General features: G+C 70.3%; 9 protein-coding genes. 2 read left to right on the forward strand and 7 right to left on the reverse strand.

All coding sequences use genetic code 11. From position 1 onward, the window contains the following. Positions 1-87: 87 nt before the first annotated feature. Positions 88-447: a MerR family transcriptional regulator gene (locus tag ACQPZZ_RS27820; protein ID WP_432923861.1), complete on the forward strand. Its 360-nt coding sequence runs from the start codon at positions 88-90 to the stop codon at positions 445-447. A 68-nt stretch (positions 448-515) separates the two neighbouring features. Here the strand turns inward: ACQPZZ_RS27820 and ACQPZZ_RS27825 are convergent, their stop codons facing one another. The 6 genes from ACQPZZ_RS27825 to ACQPZZ_RS27850 all read right to left on the reverse strand — a co-directional run bounded on the left by ACQPZZ_RS27825 (position 516) and on the right by ACQPZZ_RS27850 (position 17,255). Beyond that, positions 516-2,711, reverse strand: coding sequence for an alpha/beta hydrolase (locus ACQPZZ_RS27825; RefSeq protein WP_432923863.1), 2,196 nt, complete (start codon positions 2,709-2,711; stop codon positions 516-518). A gap of 280 nt (positions 2,712-2,991) precedes the next feature. Further along, positions 2,992-3,129 (reverse strand): hypothetical protein, encoded by a 138-nt coding sequence (locus ACQPZZ_RS27830; RefSeq protein ID WP_432923865.1) that lies wholly within the window; start codon positions 3,127-3,129, stop codon positions 2,992-2,994. A gap of 76 nt (positions 3,130-3,205) precedes the next feature. After that, a complete protein-coding gene (locus ACQPZZ_RS27835) occupies positions 3,206-6,055 on the reverse strand; it encodes a BTAD domain-containing putative transcriptional regulator (protein WP_432923867.1) in 2,850 nt (949 codons plus the stop codon). A 387-nt stretch (positions 6,056-6,442) separates the two neighbouring features. Further along, positions 6,443-6,679 carry a hypothetical protein gene (locus ACQPZZ_RS27840; RefSeq protein ID WP_432923869.1) on the reverse strand — a complete coding sequence of 79 codons (237 nt, stop codon included), beginning with the start codon at positions 6,677-6,679 and terminating at the stop codon, positions 6,443-6,445. Between the two features lies 1 nt (position 6,680). After that, positions 6,681-13,742, reverse strand: a complete 7,062-nt coding sequence (locus ACQPZZ_RS27845; protein ID WP_432923871.1) for a polymorphic toxin-type HINT domain-containing protein — start codon at positions 13,740-13,742, stop codon at positions 6,681-6,683. A 45-nt stretch (positions 13,743-13,787) separates the two neighbouring features. Continuing rightward, positions 13,788-17,255 carry a LamG-like jellyroll fold domain-containing protein gene (locus tag ACQPZZ_RS27850; RefSeq protein WP_432923873.1) on the reverse strand — a complete coding sequence of 1,156 codons (3,468 nt, stop codon included), beginning with the start codon at positions 17,253-17,255 and terminating at the stop codon, positions 13,788-13,790. A 299-nt stretch (positions 17,256-17,554) separates the two neighbouring features. On the opposite strand from ACQPZZ_RS27850, the gene ACQPZZ_RS27855 reads away from it, so the two are divergent. Then, entirely contained in the window at positions 17,555-18,175 is a 621-nt protein-coding gene (locus ACQPZZ_RS27855; RefSeq protein ID WP_432923875.1) for a LysE family translocator, read from the forward strand. On the opposite strand, the gene ACQPZZ_RS27860 is transcribed toward ACQPZZ_RS27855, so the two are convergent. Further along, the gene (locus tag ACQPZZ_RS27860; protein WP_432923877.1) at positions 18,141-19,622 is read right to left on the reverse strand and encodes an amino acid permease; all 1,482 of its coding nucleotides are present in this window, start codon (positions 19,620-19,622) and stop codon (positions 18,141-18,143) included. The genes ACQPZZ_RS27855 and ACQPZZ_RS27860 overlap by 35 nt on opposite strands. Positions 19,623-19,671: the final 49 nt, after the last annotated feature.

Consider the following 19,671-nt stretch of genomic DNA (forward strand, 5'->3'; position numbering starts at 1 on the left):
CGCCGGCTGGACACGCGACTACGCTAAGACCTGACGTTGACGTCAGAGGCAAGCGTTTGAGCCGAGATTTTTCCGACAGGAGGCGCGATGCGGATCGGCGAATTGGCGGGGCGGGCGGGGGTGAGCGTCCGTTCCCTGCGCTACTACGAGGAGCAGGGCCTGCTCACCAGCACGCGCAGCCCCAGCGGCCAGCGCCACTACACCGACGGCGAGGTCGAGCGCGTACGGCTCATCCAGTGCCTGTACGCCGCCGGGCTCTCCAGCCGGACGATCGCCGAAGTGCTGCCGTGCGTCGACTCCCCGAGCGAGCGGAACTCCGACGAGGCGTTCGAGCGGCTGCTCCAGGAGCGGGACCGGATCAACCGGCACATCGACGAGCTCGCCCGGGCCCGCGACGCCCTCGACCTGCTCATCGACGTCAACCGTGCCCACCGCGCCCAGCTCTGACGCCCGGCTGACGCCTCGCCGGCGCGGTCGCCCGTAGCGTGAGGCGACCGCGCCGCGAAAGTGGTGGATCAGCGCCTGAACAGGCGCGGCGCCAGGTCGATGAGGTTCTTCTGCCACACGTCCCAGCCGTGCGGTCCAGGGGTGACCCCGTCGAACTCGTAGCGGATGCCGAGGCTGTCCAAGGTGGGCAGGGACCCCATGAACAACGGCTGCACGAAGTCGGTCTGGTCGCCGACGTACAGGCGCAGCATCTTGGTCCCCTTGTTGATCGCCGCCGCGTCGACGCCGGTGCCGTCGCCGAACCAGGCCGAGAACGCCGCGACGTAGGCGAACCGGCCCGGGTACGCCTTGAGCACCCCGAGCGTCTGCACACCGCCCATCGAGAGACCGGCCAGGGCCTGCCCCGACGGGTCGCCGGAGACGTTGTAGCGGGTGCGGGCCGCCGGGACGATGTTGTCCAGCAGCTCCTTGGTGAAGTCGGGCACGTTGCCGTTGCCCATCACGACCACCATCGGCACGAGCTTCCCGTCCAGATACTCGTGGTCGAGGATCTGCTTGGCGCGTCCCATCTCGACCCAGTCCGTGTAGCTCTGGCCGCTGCCGTGCTGGAGGTACAGGACGGGGTAGGGCTCCGCTCGCTTGGCGTCATAGCCGGGCGGGGTCCACACCAGCGCGGTCCGGTCCTGGTTCGCGACGTCGCTGTGGTACGTCAGGCTCTCTACCTTCCCGCCCCGGCCCGCGGGAACGTCCGACAGCAGGCGTGACCTCTCGCCCGGGATGAAGAAGCTGCTCCAGTTCGGCTCGGAGGTCACCTTCGTCGGGTTCGACGCGTCCTTGACCGCGACCCGGTCCACGATCCACTGGTAGTAGTAGAACCACGGGTCCAGCGGACCGATGGTCACCCGCCACCGGTCGCCGTCACGGGACATCGGAACGCGCAGCCAGCTCCCGCCGGGAGCGTCGTTCGCCCACACCGTGACGTGCTCGGCGTCCTTGAAGTCCGTCGTGGTCTCGAAGGTGACGAAGCCGTCCCGCACGAACGGCGTCGGCGTGGTGCCGGGCGCGGGCGGGGTGAACTCGCCCTTCAGCTGCCCGTGACCGGCGCTCGGACCGTGGTCCCTCACCGTACGGAACAGCCGCGGCACGAAGTCGATCAGGTTCTCCTGCCAGGCGTTCCAGTTCGCCCCGCCGTCGGGGTTGACCCCGTCGAACTCGTACCTGACACGGGCGCGGTCCAGCGCCTTCGTCAGGCGGACCGTCGCGTTGTACGCGGGATCGGTCACGTTCCCGGTGTACAGACGCACCAGCTTGACACCGGGGCCCGGTGCGGGACCGGGCTTCCCGCCGGAGATCTCCGTGAGCAGACCCGAGAACGAGCCGGCGTAGGCGAAGTCGTTCGGCTTGGCCAAAGCGGCACGCAGAGCCCGCGTCCCGCCCTCGGACACACCGGCGATCGCCTGGTGCGCGGGGTCGCGCAGGACCCGGTACCTGTCCGCGACCGCCGCGCGGAGGTCCTTCAGCTCCTTGTCGTCGGCCGGCCCGTCACCGCCGCTGATCACGACCACCATCGGCTCCATGGAGCCACGTGCCGACAGGTTGTCGAGGATCTGCTCGGCCCGGCCGAGATCGAGCCAGTCGGTGGCGCTGCGTCCCTCGCCGGACTGAAGGAACAACACCGGATAACCCTTGGGGTCCTTCGGACCCTTGGGGCCCTTGGCCTGGTAGCCCGGCGGCGTCCACACCAACGCCGACCGCTCCTGCGTCTTGACCCGGTAGGTAAGGGTCTCGACCTTGCCGCCCTGTCCCTGCGGCGCGTCCGCCAGCAGGCGCACCGACTCGCCCGGAACGAGGAAGGTGCTCCACAGGGGCTTGGACGCCACGCCGGCGGCGTTCGTCGGGTCCTTGAGACCCTTGGTGTCGTCACCCGTCACCTGGTAGGAGTACAGCCCCGGCTTGAGCGGGCCGAGGGCCCCCCACCAGACGTCGCCCCGGCGGGTCAGGCCGTACTCCGCCCACGCGAAGGAGGGGCCGAAGTTCCCCTCGACGGCCAGCTGCGACACCTGGCCCACACTGGCCTCGACGGAGGCCGCCGGAATGCTGATCGACACATAGCCGTCGTCGGAAACATTCAGCCAGGGCGTGTCCGCCGCCGCCGGTCGCGGCGTGAGCGACACCGCCGCGATCGCCATGATGCCCGCGGCGATCACCGCGGAGAGCCGGCGCAGGCCCTTGGGCCGCAGGCCGCCGTGATGGAATAACGTCATACCGAAACTCCCTTGATGGCCGGCAGCGACCAACCGATTCGGCTCGCCGGTATTTCGTGCCATGGATTCCGCGCCTGGGCCTCCGTCGTCACGGGCACATTCGCTCTCTTTTGACCGCAAGCGCTATCAGTCGCGATTCCACCAAGTCAAGGTAATTGATACATTTGGGAAACACAAGAAGGTTTCGACCCTCTCGGCGTGCCGACCGCGCCCCCGAAAGGACACCGCGACATCGCGTCGACCGGCAGAAGTCCTGCGTGCCGCGCCGACCCGGCACCGATCAGCAGCAGCTGCCCACCGGGCTGGAGACCGCGACGATCGGCTCGGCATGATGGGCCATAGTGACGAGGCCGTTCCCCGCGACCAGCCCAGAGCCGATCAATGCGGCGATCAGGAGGTGTTTCACGAGTCTGTTCATGTTTCTCCCCATTCGAACGGGCTTCGGGAATAGTGACGAGCTTCCGGTCGAGAAAGTTCGGACAGGCCTGGAACGATCAGCCGTGGATCTCGGACTGCTCCCGAAGGGCACGTCGTTCGTCGTGCCGATCGCCGCTCTCCCTGGCGATTCGCAGCGCCTCAGCGATATGCCTCGCCGCCCCGTCGAGGTCGCCGAGCATCCGGGACGACCGGGCCAGCGCGACGAGGGCCTGCGAACGCTCCTGCGGCCCCTGCGCGCAGGCGTCGAAGCTCGCCAGCGAATCCCGCAGATGCGCGCGGGCCATGACGGCGTCCCCGGCCGCGAGGTACGCCTCGCCGAGACGCCGCAGTGTCATCGCCTCATGCATCGCATCACCCTCCTCCCGGGCGCGCTGCAGCGCCTGCCGCAGCGTCGCGACGGCCTCTTCTGTGGATCCGAGGACCAGGCGCGCGTCGCCCACCATCATCAGCGCATAGCGCTCGCCCACCGAGGACCCCACCCGGCGGCTGATCATCAACTGCCGGTCGGCGTACCGCAGCGCCTCCTCCGCACGCTCCATTAGGAGGCAGGCGCTGGCGAGGTTGCCGAGTGCGCGCAGTTCTCCAAGGGGGTCGCCGAGATCCCGGCACAGGTCCAGCAGTTCGTTGAGGCACTTCAGTTCTTCCGCGTCGTGGTTGAGCAGGCGGTGCGCCATCGCCACCATCGCCAGCGCCTGTGCCTCGCTCTCCCGGTCCGCGAGCCGGCGCGCGGTCCGCAGCGACCTCGTGCCGAGCCAGAGCATTTCGTGACGGTACCCCTGCGCGGCGAGATGCCACTGCAGATTGAGGGCGAGGCCGACGGCGAGGCGGGCCGTCACGGCATCGGCGTCGCAGGCCTCGCCCACGAGTGTCAGCAGGTTGGGCCGTTCCCGTTCCAGCCAGCGGGTCGCCTCTTCCCGGTCGTGCAACGCCCTCGGCTTCTGCGGCACCTCCGGCACGCCCGCGTGCAGGCGGTGCGGGTCGATCACGCGTACGGCCGCACTCGTGGTGGCGAGAAGGAAACCGAGCACGCGGCGGAGCGCGGCCTCCCGCCGATCCGGCGGTTCGGTGTCCAGCGCGCGCTCCTGCGCGTACAACCTGATCAGGTCGTGCATCGTGTAGCGGCCCGGAATCGGGCTCTCCACCAGCCGCGCGTCGAACAGCCTCTCGATGACCTGCTCGGCGGCCCGCGGCGGCCGTTCGAGCAGCACGGCCACCGCCTCCAGACTGAGGTCGGGCACGCGCAGCAGCCCGGCCATGCGGAAGGCGGAGGCCGCCTCGCGGTCGAGGGCCTGCCCACTGTCGGCCAGGGCCGTGTAGCTGACCGCGATGCTGCTGCGCACGCCGACCTCCCCGGTGCGCAGCACGTCCAGCCGGCTGCTCTCGTCCTCCAGGCGTTCGATGAGCATGTCGGCCGACCAGCCGGAGCGGCTCGCCAAACGGGCACCGGCGACGTGCAGTGCCAGGGGGAACCCGTCACAGAGGTCGGCCAGCCGTTCGACGGCTCGCTGCGAGAACCCGATGCCGCCGGCCTGGAACCGCCGGGACAGCATGGCGACGGCCTCGCCCCGTGGCATGGGGCCGAGGTCGACGTGCGAGGCGGGAGCGGCCTGCGCGAGGTTCTCGCGGGACGTGAGCAGGACGGTGGAACCGGACGTCATCGGCAGGAGGGGGCCGGCCTGCGCGATCGAGGAGGCGTCGTCGAGGAGGAGCAGAACCCGCCTGCCGTGGAGGATCGTACGCAGAGCCGAGGCGGCTTCGTCGACGTCGGGAGGAACCTCCGACCCCGGCGTGCCGAACGTCCGCAGGAGCCGGCCGATCAGCTCGCCCGTGTCCAGCCGGCGCACCCCGGGCATCGCGCCGCGCAGGTTGACGTACACCTGGCCGTCGGGGAAGCGGGCGGCGGCCCGGTGCGCCGCGTGGAGTGCCAGGGCGGACTTGCCCGCACCCGGCGGGCCGCAGATCGCCACCACCGGCGTCGGCGGCGACCCGTCCGGCGGGTTCAGCCAGCTCTGCAGGCGGCTCAGCTCCCGCTCCCGGCCCACGAAGTGCGGCGTGTCGGAGGGAAGCTGCCTCGGCACCGCTGGGGGCGCCATCGGGGGTGTCCCCCGTTCGCCGCCGCTCGTGTCCGGTGCGGCGTGGGCGGTATCGAGGAAGAGGCCGGCGTCCCCTGCGAGAATCCGCTGGTGGAGCCGCTGCAGGGGTTGCCCCGGCTCCACGCCGAGGTCCTCGACCAGGCGGGTCCTCAGCTCGTGGAAGGCCGCGAGCGCGTCCGCCCGCCGGCCGTCACGCGCCAGGGCCAGCATCAGCTGGCCCCACGGGCGCTCACGCAACGGGTGGTTTCGTACGCACTCTTTGAGTGGACCGATCGCCTCGGCATGCAGACCGAGGTCGAGCCGCGCGTCGACCCAGTCTTCGAAGACCCCCAGCCGCTCCTCCCACAGCCCTGCCGCGATCTCCTCAAGCGGGAGGGTGCGCGGCACGTTGTGGAACGGGTCGTCGCGCCACAGCAGAAGGGCCCTCCGGAGGATGGCCTCCCCCTGGCGTACGTCACCCGCCTTCAGCAGGCCGCGGCCCTGCCGTACGAGGTCCCTGAACGTGAGGAGGTCGAGCTCGCCGGGTCGTACGACGAGGCGGTATCCGTCTCCCACGGTCTCGATCGGCGCGGCCCGCGGGTCCGCGGGTGACAGCAGCCGGCGCAGCGCCGAGATGTAGGTCTTGAGGTTGCCCCGCGCCGAAGGGGGCGGGGTGCCGTCCCAGAGATGCTCCACGAGCTGATCCGCCGTGACGGCCCTGTCGGCGCTCACAAGCAGGGTGACGACGACCTGACGGTGCTTCGCGCGGACGAGGGGAACCTCCCGGCCGTCCGTGTCACGGACGCGCACCGAACCGAGGAGCCGGTATTCCACGCCGCCTCCACCCTGAGTCGTAAGACGCCTAGATCCTAGACACCTCCCTGACTCAGAGCAAGATCACGCGGTAGTGGCCTCTCTCAGTCTTCCGTCAACGACCCTCACCCAGTTTGGCGCGGATATCGGCTGCTTCGGTGCGCACCGCTTCCGCCTGCTCTTGGCCGAGGCTTCTTGCCGAGGCGGACAAAGGTGTCACTGGACGGCGGTAACGACGAGTTCCCGAGTTACGGCTCTGCCTGCGTTTCAGCTCGGCGACCCGCGCACTCCACTGCTCGACGATCGCTTCCAGCTGCGCGCCCGTCTCCCGCTGGGCCGCGTGGCCATCTGCCGGACCACCAGCGAGGCCGGCTCGTCATGCGAAGGGCGGCGATCCGGGGTCGGCAACTAATATCCTTGCAGCTCAGTCCTGGCAATTCCGATCGCCCAAGCCACCAGATCGACATTCAGCTTCTCTCCCAACAGGTCAAGGAGAAGTTCACCCGTTGGAAGCTTCTGAATATGCAGCAACTCACCACTGCCAGAGGGGCTCAGATCCCAGAACTCGACGAGCCATCCACCCCTTTCGGCATCGCTCAGGATTGTGACTTCAATAAGTACATCTCGGTACCGATGGACAGTCACGTCATACTTCCCTAAACGAATGCAACAGCCAGTCTCCGACACCGCCATTCTGTCTGAACTGAAGGCCGCGGTCCGGAAGGAGGAACTCCATGATATTGTCTCCGTCCTTATTTGTGTAGCTGCGTATCGCGGTTTGAGGATGTGTAAGAACATCGTCAAGCACATCTTGCCCGAGGTTATTCCATGCCGCCTGAGTCTGCTTTCCACCTGGCCTTGGCCACTGGCCGACGTTCCCCGGTCGACTGGCATGTTTTTGAAGCTCGAGCCCAGCACGGGTGAAACCATTCCTTTCCGCTGCTCGTCCCGCCGCAGACAGATCATCGAGCGAAGGACCGCAGTTGTGGACGAGGACGGGGGCCGTGCCGGCCTGGACGTAGAAGGTGTGGGTGTCGGCGACGGTGAGGTCGTAGACGGTGGGGTGGGCCGGGACGGTGGTGGTGCCGACGACCTGGACCGTGGCGCCGGACGGGGTCCGGAGACGGTCGGCGGGCGTCAACCGGTCGGCCCAGACCCACGTCTTGTCCTCTCCGTCCCAGAACAGGTGGTGCTCGGTGGCGAGGATGACGCCGGTGTCGTCGCCCTTCCCGCCGTCGGTGTCGACCGTGATCTGGATGAGGCCCAGATAGCCGACACCGGAGAAGGCCGCGACGACGAGCTTGGGCGAGGTCCTGCCGGTCGAGGGGTCGGTGGCGAGGACCCTGTCGCCGGGCTTGATCTTCTCGATGGCCTCGGTGGAGCCGTCGGCGAGCTTGACCAGGGTGCCGGCGACGAAGCTGTTACAGCCACTAGGGGATCCCGACGAGGCGTGCGGCTTCCCGCGGGCCGCGCTCCTTCCGGCCGATCGCGCGGCCGCGCCTTCTCCCGCCGCGGCTGCGTCGTCCGCGGCGCCGCCCATCTTGCCGAGCGCCGCTCTGGCCTTGCCGGCCGCCTTGCCGACGGCCCCGGAGACGACCTTGCCCGCCGCCGTGGTGGCCAGCTTGCCGAGCGCCGCCGATGCGGCCTTGCCGAGCACCCCGCCGGCGGCCCCGGCCACGGCTCCGGCCGCCGCGGACTTGAACGCGCCGCCCATGCTCCACTGGTCACGCGGCGTCGAGACGAGGTATCCGGCGAGGTTGCCGGCGGCGCCACCCGCCGCGGCGCAGCCGATGCTGCCGGCGCCGCTCGTGGCCGCCTCGCACCCGATCGTCACGGTCACCGAGACGGTGACGTTGACGATGGTGGCCTTGTGCTGGTTCCAGAAGTTCTTGGCCTTGCAGCCGAAGCTCCAGCGCCCGCAGTGCGGCGGGTTGCTCGGCGGGGGCGGCGGGTTGTACACCGGGGCGCCACCGCAGTCGCCGCAGCCGGGGTTGCTCTTTCTTCCGGAGCCGCCGTTGCAGGGGTTGCTCTTGATCACGCCGCACTGGGTGCCGCCGTCGTACATGAGCCCCGTCGGGTCCGACGCGTTCACCGGGTTGTTGCCGGCGTAGGCGTAGCCGTTCCAGCTCTGCGGGTCGGTGACGTCGAACACCGGGTCGACCGAGATGAAGCGACCGGTCTCGGCGTCGTACTCGCGGGCACCGAGGTGGGTGAGAGCGGTGGCCTCGTCGATGACGCCGCCGACGAAGCCCCGTTGGCCGGGCCAGAACGACGGCGGCGTGCCACGCTGCTGCCCGAAGGGGGTGAAGCGGCGGCGGACGGGTGTCTGCGCGTCGTCGTCGGTCACCGAGACGTCGGTGGTGCCGTGCTGGTCGGCCCCCAGCCAGGTGAGAGCCTTGCCGGTGGTGCGGGCGGCGACGACCTGGCCACCGTGGGAGTAGTAGCGAGTAGCGGTCTTGACCCCGGTGGCCTTGTCGAGCCGGATCTCCATGCCCGCGACGTAGAGCGTCGCCGAGGTGGGATCGCGGCGGATCAGCCGGTCCCCGACGGCGTCGTAGACGAAGGTGCTGACGCCGGACGGGTCGGTGGACTTGGCGAGGTGACCCTCGACGTCCCACTCCAGGGTGCGGCCGGAGCCGCGCTCGGTGGTGTTGCCGGCGGCGTCGTAGGTGTAGCTGTCGATCTGACCGTCGCGGTCGCCGCCCTGATAGGCGACCGAGGTGAGGGTGTGCGGCTGGGGCTTGCCGGCCCCCGCGTACGCGTAGGTCTTGGTGACGTCACCGCCGGCCCCGTGGTCGACCTCCCTGGTGCGGTTGCCGACCTTGTCGTAGCCGAAGGACTGCCAGTACGGCGCGGCCCCGCCGACGACGGCGGCCGAGGGCCCGGAGGCGCAGCCGTCGGTGGCGGTCCAGGCCTCGGTCAGCCGCTGCAGATGGTCCTGGCGGAAGCACTGGACATCGGGCGTCTGACCGGACGGAGTGTCGGCGATCTTGGTGATGTCGCCCGACGGGTCGTAGGTGTAGTTGGTGTCCGCGACCGAGATCGGGGAGGTCTCCCGCTCGAGGAGGGACCGGGTGAGCCGGCCCGTCCCCTCCTCGTAGAAGTTGGTCTCCTTCACCCGCTTCAGGCCGGTGCTCATGGTCATGTCGAGCAGCTGGCCGAGCTTGGAGTAGGTGGTGGAGGTGACGTAGTTGGTCAGGCCGCGCGTGGTGGTGGGATGGCCGAGCTCGTCGTAGCCGTACAGCATCGTCTCGGCCGGCAGGCCGCCCGCGGCGGGCAGCACGGCCCGGTGGACGGTGCCGTCGAGGTTGTAGTCGGTGCTGACGGTGTAGGTCCCGGCCAGGGCGCCTTCGGCGGCCGGGACGACCGTCTGGGCCTGCAGGGGCCGGTAGGCGTCGTCGAGGCGGGTGACCACGTCGGTATAGGCGTCCGTCGCGCCGGTGGCGGCGTTCTTCACATACCGCGTGGACGAGACCGGCTGGCCCTTGGCGGCGGTGCCGTCGGGCAGCACGTCGTACTTCCACTCGGCGAGCTTGGTGCCGCTCGCCGATGTCCCCTCGTATTCCGCGGTCTTGCGGCCGAGGGCGTCGTAAGTGAAGTAGACGCTCTTGCCGCGGGCGTCGGTGGCCGTCAGCAGCCGGTCGGTCCTGTCGTCATAGGTCAGCTTCGCGGTGCCCTTGTCGGGGTCGTCGAGCTGAACGAGGCGGCCGCGCAGGTCGTAGTGGTAGGCCCACGCGTTGCCGTCGGCGTCCTTGATGGCCGCGGGCTGCCCGGTGGCCGTGTAGGTGTAGGTGGTGGCGTCGTAGTCCCCGCTCGGGCCGTCGCTCCTGTACTCCCGGAACTCGACGAGCTCGCCGCGTGCGTTGGTGATGCTGGTGGTCGGGGTGGCTCCGGCCGGTGGATCGACGCTGATACGGTCGCCGCCGTACGTGGTGGTGGTCCGCCACTGCTCGCTGCCGCGCTTGCGGAAGATCTGCGCGGTGGCCCACTCCATGCCGTTGTAGAGGGTGACGCTCTGCCCGGGGACGTCGTCGTCGCTGGCCGGGGTCCACAGCGTGGCGCCGGGGGCCCCCTCGACGTAGTAGTCCTGGTTGGTCTTGTAGACCAGGCCGCGCGTGTCGTACAGCGTGTCGTTCACCACGCGGCCGCCGCCGGGGGCGGGCTGCTGGGTCTGCCGGTGACGCAGGAGGCCGTCGTAGAGGGCGTAGCCGGTGGTGTAGGTCGCCCCGTCGTTGCGGAGTGTCGAGGTGGTCACCGAGGTCGGCCCGTTCGCCCGGACCAGGTAGCCGAACTTCATGTTCGGCGCCGAGGCGTACGTCGCCTTGGCACGCCCCGGCAGCCAGACGGCGGTCAACCGGCCCAGTGCGTCGTAGGCCAGGTCGGTGCGCTTGCCGTTGACATCGACGGTGGCGACCGGCAGGCCCCAGGCGGGCTCCAGCTCGGTCCTGGTGACATGACCCATCGGGTTGGTCTCCGCCTTGACGGTGACCAGCCCGGTCGCCGGGGTGTACGCCGTGGTCGTCTTCCCGCCAGAGGCGTCGGTGACGACCAGCGGCCTGCCGTAGGCGTCGAAGGTGGTGGTGCCGACGGTGACGTACTGCGGGCCGCCGTCCCATGAGCCGAGCTTCTCGGTCCTGGTGACGTCGCCCCTGGACGGCGCGGCGCCGAACGCCTTGCCGTCGTAGTACTTGCGCACGTCGGAGGCCACGTCACCGGGCCGGGCCGGGGTGACGCCGCACGCCTTGGTGACGGTCTCCACCCGCGATACGTACGAGACCATCCATCGGGCGGTGTCGCGGACGTACTCCGTGCGGGTGCACTGGTCGTCGCCCGCGGTCGACTCGTCGCCGAGGTCGTCGACCTGGGTGGGCAGGCCGTCGGCGTTGTAGTCGGTGTCGGTCCGGGTGCGGCGCCAGCCGCCGGAGGCGAGCGCGGTGCGGGTGCGCTCGGTGTCCTCGCGCACCATGCTCGCGGTGGTCGTGCCCCAGGAGCGCACGCGCGTGGCGGTCCGCTTCACCCAGTAACCGGTGATGGTGCCGCTCAACGCGGGCCCGCCGGGACCGTCGTAGTGGATCTCCTCCCGGACCCGTCCCTGCAGTGCGCCGGCGTCGTCCACCGCGGCGCCCGTGGAGTCGGTGACCTTCGCGTTCCGCGTGCCCCCGCCGGGCAGCTCGTCGCCGTCCATGCCGCGGAAGTAGAGGTACTCCGACTGGGAGCGCTGCTCGGGCGCCTCCCCGTGGGTGACCCGCACCCTGCCGTAGCCGCGCCACTGCGACCAGGTCTTGTATTTCTCCTTGGTCAGCCCGTCGTCGTCATCGTGGTGCCAGGCGCCGCCGCCGAGGTACTCGTAGCTCGTCACCTCGTCGGGCGCGCCGCCCGTGCGGTCGATCTCCCGCACCTGGGTGACGACGTACTTGTGGAACCAGTCGAGCTTGGGCGAGGTCGCGCCCTCGGGCGACCAGTACTGCGGGTAGCACCGCCGGGTGTTGGTCCCGATGTCCGGCGTGTCGCCGGCCGTGCAGTCCTCGCCGGAGTAGGCGACGGACAGGGAGCCGCCGGTCTCGTTGTCGATCGCCGAGATCCGCCACTTGGTCAGCGGCGGGCGTCCTTCGAGGGCGTCGACGCGGTTGGGCTTCTGGACGCCCCCGAACCTCACCGCCGGCAACGACGCCGTGCCGCCGACCTTGCCGGTGTGGGTGATCCCCGCCAGCCAGAGCGTGGCCGCGGTGCCGTCGCCGGGGGCGCGCATCTGCTGGTCGAGTGTCCAGGTGTCGACGTCCTTGTACGCGCTCCCGGACAGCACCTGGGTGGTGACGGCGGCCAGCCGCTTGCGCGTCCAGAACGTCGGGGAGTACCTGTCGAGGCACTTCTCGCCGGAGTCGCAGTTCTGGTCGTACGGGACGTCCGGCCAATATTTGGCGTTGTCCTTGGTGAACGTGTCCGCCGCGCAGTCGAAGCTCGACGTGGGGATGCATCGCTCCTTCACGTCGAAGGAGACCCGCGCCGGGGCGGACGAGGTGAAGATCGCATCGGAGCGCTGGCCGTAGTCGATGCGCTTGAGGTAGCCGCCCCGGTCATAGACGGTGGGAGTGCCGTTGGGCGCGCCGTCGGTCAGCGTGGTGACGTCGCGGCGGTAGTAGTTGGTCTCCTTGCCGTACCAGAAGGTGCTGACCGTGCCGTGCGGATCGACGACGTAGTCGAGGTTCCACCGCCAGGCCTGCCGGCACCAGGAGTCGGAGAAGGACGACGTGTGACAGGGCTCGCCGTCGTCGTCGCCGAAGACCGGCACGGTCCAGGTGGAGTCCGTCTCCGCCTTGCCTTCGGCCCACCCCGGCAGGTGGTTGCGGCCGAAGTAGTACTGAGTGCCGTCGGGGCTGGTGACACGCCAGTACTCGCCGTCGTCGTCGCCGTTGTCGGCACCGGACAGCTTCTCGATTTTCGCGCCGTCGTCGTCCTCCGGCTGCCAGGTGCCGGTCGCGTCGTCCAGCACCAGCTCGGTGGCCTGCCCGTTCAGCGACAGCGTGGCGTTGTGATTGCCCCAGCACTGGTCGTTGCGCTTGGGCGTGACGCCGTCGTCGGCGCACGCCTTGTATCTGCGCTCGACGAACCCGGGCCAGTAGTCGAAGCCCTCGCCGATCCAGGAGGCCTGGTTGTTGGTGGCGACCGTACGGCCGTCGACGCTGCCGGAGGAGTAGGCGAACCCGACATTGGGGGTCGGCCCGCCGGGAACCGGCGGCAGGCGCAGCGGATACGACCAGGAGAACGCGCCGCTCTGGTCGCTGACGCTCCAGGTCGCCGAAGGTGACAGTGAGGTGGCCTCATAGGTGCCCGCCGACCCCGAGGGCGCGGCCTCGGCCGCCAGCGTCATCGTCGTCGCGGCGGCGAGGTCCACATCGGCGGTCAACCGGCCGGTCGTGACGTCGTTACGGGTGGGCAGCGGCGTCCGTGCCTGGCAGCCGGGCAGGTCCGGAGTGGTGGCCGCGCAGTCCGGCAGACGCACCAGGCGCAGCCGGGACGCCCAGTCGCCGCCGTAGGCGTACCGGAAGCCCGAGTAGTCGACCTGGACGGCGACCCGCCGTGCCGCGCCTGCGGCCCGCGCGGCCTCTTGTGGCGTCGCTCCCGGGGCCGCTTGCGCGGTCGGGAACGGAGTCGCGTGCGAGGTCGCCCGCGGGGTCAGCTGGAGGCCCAGGCCGACGACCCGCAACTGCTCAGCCGTTCGCGGGTCGAGCACCCGCACCGACACGGCGGGGACCGGCTCGTCCTCCGACGAGGCCCTCGCCGTGGCCGGGCTCTCCCCGACGGCCGGAGTCCCGGCGCGGGAGCCCGCCGGGCCGATCCACACCGGCAGCCCGCCGGCCCGCGCCATGCCGGCCTCCGCGCCTGCCCCCGCGGAGGCCCCGGCGGAGGCCCCGGCGGAAGACTTCGCGGCCGCCGCGTCCTCCGCCGGGGAGCCGAGGGTGACCGTCGCGGTGCCCGGCAGCGGCCAGGTCACCTCGGGGGCGCCCCGGAGGTCGAACCGGGCCCCGGGGTCGGGGACGGCGGCCCGTGTGCGGCTCTCGTGGCCGGGCACGGGACGCTGGTCCCGCGCCTCGTGCCAGCCCGGGTCGCCTGACGCCCGAGCCTCCGGAACGGGTACGGCCAGAGCGGCCGGCACCACGACCGCCAGCATTCCGGCGACCCCGGCCCAGCCTCGCCATGTAGCGAGCACGACTACCTCCGGTTGAACGTGGATGAGAGGGGGACGAGGCGGCGGTCAGCCGTCCAGGGGGAGGTTCATCGCGATGTTCAGGACCTGGCGATCGGTCAGGACCCCGGTGTACGCGCGGACGTCGTCGATGTCACCGCCGAAGTAGTCCACGGGCGCGCTGCGGTATTCGGCGCGGCCGATCTGCAGCGCCCCTGCCGCCCATCCGCCGGTGACGGCACGTTGGTCGTTGAGCTGGCCGTTGACGTAGAGGCGGATCTGCTTGGACTGCTCGTCGTACACGCCCGCCAGATGGGTCCAGGTGTTGAGCACCGAGCAGTCGACGGGCTCGGCCGAGATGGCGTGCGTCAGGGTGCCGCTGTCGGCGTCGGGGGTCGTCGAGAACGACCAGTGCGGCACCGCGACGCCGTTCTCCGCGATGAGCCGGTAACCGAGGTAGAAGGAGCTGTACGCGGTTCCGTCCTGGGCCAGGACGGTGATCGCGTGGTTCGGCAGCACGCAGGTGTCGTCGCCCGCCAGGCGTACCCAGGCCGTCACCGTGTAGCTGTGGTCGCTGCGCAGCGGCGCCGACGGGGTGGCCGCGTAGCCGGTGGTGCCGTTGAGGCTGAGTGCGCCGCCGCCGTCGAAGCCGTCGCCGGACCAGCCGGCGTCGCCGCCGAGCGCCGCGGGCCAGCGGCTGTCGGTGGAGTTGGCCGCGGTGGTGCCTGTGCCTTCCTCGAACGTCCACAAGCCGCGCTGGATGGGCGGCTGTTTGGCCATGGCGGCGATCTCGTTGCCGAGCGCCGGGTCGTTGACGGTGCGCGGGTCGTCCGACAGCTCCCGCTTCCAGATCTTCACGTCGTCGATGTCGCCGGCGAAGTTCTCGATGTACGTGCCGTGCCACTGCACCCGGCCGAGCTGCAGCGGGCCGGTCGCGTCCCAGGGCGTGTAGGGGAAGGGACCCGTCGTGGACTGGAGAATGCCGTTGACGTACAGGCGCAGTTGCCTGTGGGGCGCGTCCCACACGCCGGTCAGGTGGGTCCAGACGCCGGTCGTCGGCTCGTCATCGCTGATCGCCCTGACGATGGTCATGTCGTCGACGTCGGCGTCGATCTTGTTGAAGATCCACCGCTTGTAGCCGGAGGAGTAGTAGAGCTGGAATCCCGAGTTGCGCGCGGCGTTCTGGCTGACCACGGTGGAGTTCTTGCTCTTGTCGTTCAGCAGTGCCCAGGCCGAGACGCTCATGCTCCTGTCGGTGTGCACCACCGGGCCGTCCGTGCTGCCGTACCCGGTGCCGCCGTTCAGGCGCAGCCCCCCGGCCACGCGGCCGGGGAACCAGGTGGCGCCGCCCGCGATCGTCGCCGGATGCGTCGTCGCCCCGGAGTCGGCCGCCGTGGTGCCCGAGGTCTCGTCCAGCCGCCAGTGTCCCTCCGGGCCGAACCCGGCGTTGACGTAGAAGCTGTAGACGGCGGGGGTCTTGCCGACGTTGCCCGCCCGGTCGACCGGATAGACATACAAGGCGTTCAGCCAGTCATGGCGGGGGGCGACGCGCACGTTGACGGAGGTCTGCCCGGCCGGGATCTTCACCTGTGTGGCGGCGGTGGCCAGGGCGGGGTCGTCAAGCGCCCACCGGAAGGCCGTCACGTCGGTCTCGCCGTCGCCGGGGGCCAGCGTGAACCCGCCCGCCCAGCCCACGCTGCCCTTCCACTCGTCGGGAGTGTCGGCCGGATAGTCGGCGGAGGTCACCTTGGGGAGGGTGACCGGGTCGATCGTGTCCACGGTGAACTCGCACCACTTGCTCCACGCGCTGGAGTCGGTGCTGTCGTAGGCCTTGACCTTGAAGGCGTAGCTGTGACCGGTGACGAGCCCGGACAGCTTGACCGAGTGGTCGGTGGGCGAGGTGGTGTATTTGTAGGCGGTCTTGCCGCCGCCGGGCATGGTCGAGGTGATGTCGTCCCACACGCCGGTGGCCGCGTTGTAATGGTGCAGGACGAACTCGGCCCGTACGCCGTCGTTGGCCTTGTCCGGGTCGTAGATACGGGCCTTGAGCTGGAGCGGGTTGGCCGCGTCACCGGCGTTCACGGCCGGGCGGGAGGCTCCGGTGACGCACGGGGTCGCCGGGTAGGTGCCGATGCCCGACGGGACCGCCGGCGGGGTGTTGTAGTCGATGACGAGCTTCGGCGCGTTGCTGAAGCCCTTCCACCCCCACACGCTGCCGCTGGTGTCGTTGTAGTCCCTCAGCCCGAACGTCGTGCTCGACCAGCCGTTCTTGGCGGCCTTGACGATCGCGCTGGTCACGTTGAACTCGATGCCCTTGTCCGGGCAGGAGGAGCTGTAGCCGGCGTCGGAGGCGACGCTGTCCAGATGGCTGCTCCAGGACGGCTGACGGTTCCAGGTCGTCGAGGACGATATGCCGCCGGTCAGCCAGAGTTGCACGGCCTGTGGATCGGAGGTGCAGCCCCACGACTTGACCTGCGTGATCCGGAACGTCGCCTTCAAGATGTGCTTGCCGTTGACGTTGTCGGAGTCCATCCGGAAGAACGACCGTTTGACACCGCTGCCGTAGGAGCCCGCCTCCGGCATGTGGCTGGAGTTCCAGTACTGCTGCGACGGGTAGGCCTTGTCCACGTACGTCCAGGCCAGCTTCGACCCGGACCACTGCGGGTCGATGTAGACCGGATACGTGGTGTCGGCGGCGGTCAGCAGGTTCTTGTCCGGGGTGAGCGCGATACGGTCCGGAGCGGCGTCGACACCCATGACGGCCTGCCTGCCCTCGCGTGCCGGCTCGGTCTTCATCGTGGCGGCGGCGTCCGGCACGCCCGAGGAGTCCCACATGCGCGGCGCCGGCGCGTGGAACACCTCGGTCCCCGAGTCGGTGACCGCGCTCAGGCCGCCGGTCGCCGTCTTGCGCACCGTCAGCCCGTTCGCCCGCATCCCGAAGTCGAGCCGGTTCAGCGCGGGGTTGGCGGCGGCCTGCCTGGACTTGACCACGAGCACCTCGGAAAAGCCGAACACCGACGCGGTCACCCGCAGGTCCACACCCGGCAGCACCTCGGCGTACGTCGCGGTGTCGCCCTCGAGGGACGGCTTGGGGAGGTTTCCCGGCCAGGTCATCGCCACCGAGCGCCCCCCCTCGCCGATAGCGGCCAGAGGGGCCGTCCCGCCGCCGGAGAAGGTCAGCTCCAGCGGGGTCGCCACCGTGCGCACCGTGCCGTCCCCGGCGAAGACCAGAGTCGGGTCGACATCGGCCCAGCCGGTGCCGCGCCGTACCCGCTCGGGCAGCGCCGACGTCTCGGAGGTGAGGCTGCCGTCGGCGTTGGCGAACACCTGCCGCGTCTCGGTGCGCAGCGGCAGCACCTCCACCCGCTGCCGCGACGTCCGCGCGAGCTCCACCGCCTCCCGCTCGGACGAGGCGGCGGACGGCGACGGACCGGCGGTCCTCTCGGCCGCCGCGGGGACGGCGGGGACGGCGTGTACGGCACCGGCCGTCAGCAGAGCACAGGCAGCCAGGGCGATGCCGCGCGGGCGAGGGCGCATCGAATCTCCAACGAGCGGGGGTACGCACAGAACCGCGAGGGTTCGCCGCAAGGAGATCAGGACCGGGTCCACCGCCGGTTCATTCGGCGTGAACCGGGGTCGACCGGCGCAATCGGCCATCTATCGGCCGTGGTCGCCCACGGGGTGACCACGGCGCGACCGGCTCCCGCGAGCAGGAGACGCCCGTCGCCGCTGATCCGCCGTCGCGCCGGCGCGGCGGTCCGACCGGGCAAGGCGGCGATCTCGACCGCCGCGACCGGCGATAACCTCTCGTGCGGACGAAACGGGAGGTCGCCGGCGTGACGGAACTGCTGATGGGGCTCAGTCTCGGCCTGGGGGCAGGCGTAACCCCCGGTGCGCTGCTGACGCTCGTCATCACCGCCAGCCTGCGTGGCGGGTTCCGCTCGGGGGTGCGCCTGGCCTGCGTGCCGCTGCTGTCCGATCTGCCCGTGGTGCTGCTGGCCGTGACGGCCGTCGGAGCGCTGCCGCAGGTGCTCCTGCGCGCGCTGGCGGTCGGGGGCGGGATCTACGTCGTGTACCTGGGCGTGGAGACGCTGCGCGAGGCCCGTACGGCCCTGCCGCCCCGGCCCGGCGAGGACGCGCCGTCCTCCGTCCGGGAGGTCCTGCGCGGTGTGGTGGTGAACCTGCTCAACCCCCACCCCTGGCTGTTCTGGATCGCGGTGGGCTCACCGATCTTCGTCTCGGCCTGGGACCGGGCCCCGGCGTACGCGCTGGCCTTCGTGGGCGGCTTCTACCTGGTCCTGGTGGGTTCCAAGGTGGCGCTGGCGGGAGCCGTGGGGGCCGGCCGGCACCGGCTGACCTCCCGCGGCTACCGTCTGTTGCTCGGCGCGAGCGGCCTGCTGCTGGCCGCCGTCGGCGCCGTGCTCACCGTTCGAGGACTGATTCCCCGGGGGTTGTAGCCGCCACCCTGCTGCGGCGGTGGCCGTACAGGAAGTAGACGGCCGAGCCCACGATCATCCACACGAAGAACCGGATCCAGGTCTCCACGGGCAGGTTGAGCATCAGGTAGGCCGAGGCCAGCACCGACAGGACCGGCACCAGCGGCACGAACGGCGTGCGGAAGGCGCGGGGCAGGTCGGGACGGGTCCGGCGCAGGATCACCACCGCCACGGCGACGATCACGAACGCGAACAGCGTGCCGATGTTCACCAGCTCCGCGATGGCGCTGAGCGGAATCAGCGCCGCGAGCAGCGCGGTGGCCACGCCGATGACGATCGTGATCCGGTACGGCGTGCGGAACGTCGGGTGGACCTTGGCGAGGGTGCGGGGCAGCAGGTTGTCGCGGCACATCGCGAACAGCACCCGGCTCTGGCCGAGCATGAGGATCATCACGACCGTGGTGAGCCCGGCGATGGCTCCGACGCTGATCAGCGTGGCCATCCAGGGCTGGCCCACCGACCGGAAGGCGTCGGCGAGCGGGGCCGTCGCGCTGAGCTCCGAGTAGTGCTGCATGCCGACGACCACGAGCGAGACCGCCACGTAGAGGATCGTGCAGACGACGAGCGAGGCGATGATCCCGATCGGCAGGTCGCGCTGCGGGCGGCGGGTCTCCTCTGCCGCGGTCGCCACGACGTCGAAGCCGATGTAGGCGAAGAACACCAGGGCGGCGGCGGTGAAGACGCCGAAGACGCCGTACGCGACCGGCTGCACGCCGAACAGCACCTGGATGAGCGGGGCCTTCATGCCCGACCCCGCGGCCATGTGCTGCGACGACGGGATGAACGGCCGGTAGTTGGCCCCCTTGACGAAGAACAGCCCGGCGATGATCACGAGCAGCACCACGGCCAGCTTGACCGCCACCATGGCGCCGTTGAACCGGGCCGACATCTTGATGCCGGCGACCAGCACCCCGGTCAGCAGGAGCACGATCAGCGCCGCCGGAATGTTGACGACGGCGTCCTCTCCGGCGATGGACGGCGGCAGGTAGATCCCGAAGTTCTTCAGCAACGAGGCGAAGTAGCCCGACCAGCCCGAGGCGACCACCGCCGCGCCCAGTGCCAGCTCCAGCATCAGGTCCCAGCCGATGATCCAGGCCGGAAACTCGCCGATCGTGGCGTACGCGTAGGTGTAGGCGGAGCCCGCGACCGGGACCGTCGCGGCGAACTCGGCGTAGCACAGGGCCGCGAGCGCGCACACGACCCCGGCGACGACGAAGGAGATCGCGACGGCCGGGCCCGCCGTGTTGCGCGCCGCCAGGCCGGTCAGCACGAAGATGCCCGTGCCCACGATGACGCCGATGCCGAAGACGGTGAGGTCGAACGCGCTCAGGCTGCGCCTGAGCCGATGCTCGCCGCCTTCGGCATCCTCAATCGACTGTTCTACCGGCTTCGTCCGGAAAAGGCTCATCGGCAGGCTCCTCATCACGTCGATGACCTGCAGACTTCCCGGTCACACC

It is taken from the genome of Microbispora sp. CA-135349 (genome assembly GCF_050947365.1).
Taxonomy (GTDB): Bacteria; Actinomycetota; Actinomycetes; order Streptosporangiales; family Streptosporangiaceae; genus Microbispora.

What these genes read in the sequence shown, in the direction of transcription:
- ACQPZZ_RS27820 (WP_432923861.1), top strand. Translation starts at nt 88, where the DNA reads ATGCGGATCGGCGAATTGGCGGGGCGGGCGGGGGTGAGCGTCCGTTCC.
- ACQPZZ_RS27825 (WP_432923863.1), bottom strand. Translation starts at nt 2,711, where the DNA reads ATGACGTTATTCCATCACGGCGGCCTGCGGCCCAAGGGCCTGCGCCGG.
- ACQPZZ_RS27830 (WP_432923865.1), bottom strand. Translation starts at nt 3,129, where the DNA reads ATGAACAGACTCGTGAAACACCTCCTGATCGCCGCATTGATCGGCTCT.
- ACQPZZ_RS27860 (WP_432923877.1), bottom strand. Translation starts at nt 19,622, where the DNA reads ATGAGCCTTTTCCGGACGAAGCCGGTAGAACAGTCGATTGAGGATGCC.
- ACQPZZ_RS27850 (WP_432923873.1), bottom strand. Translation starts at nt 17,255, where the DNA reads ATGCGCCCTCGCCCGCGCGGCATCGCCCTGGCTGCCTGTGCTCTGCTG.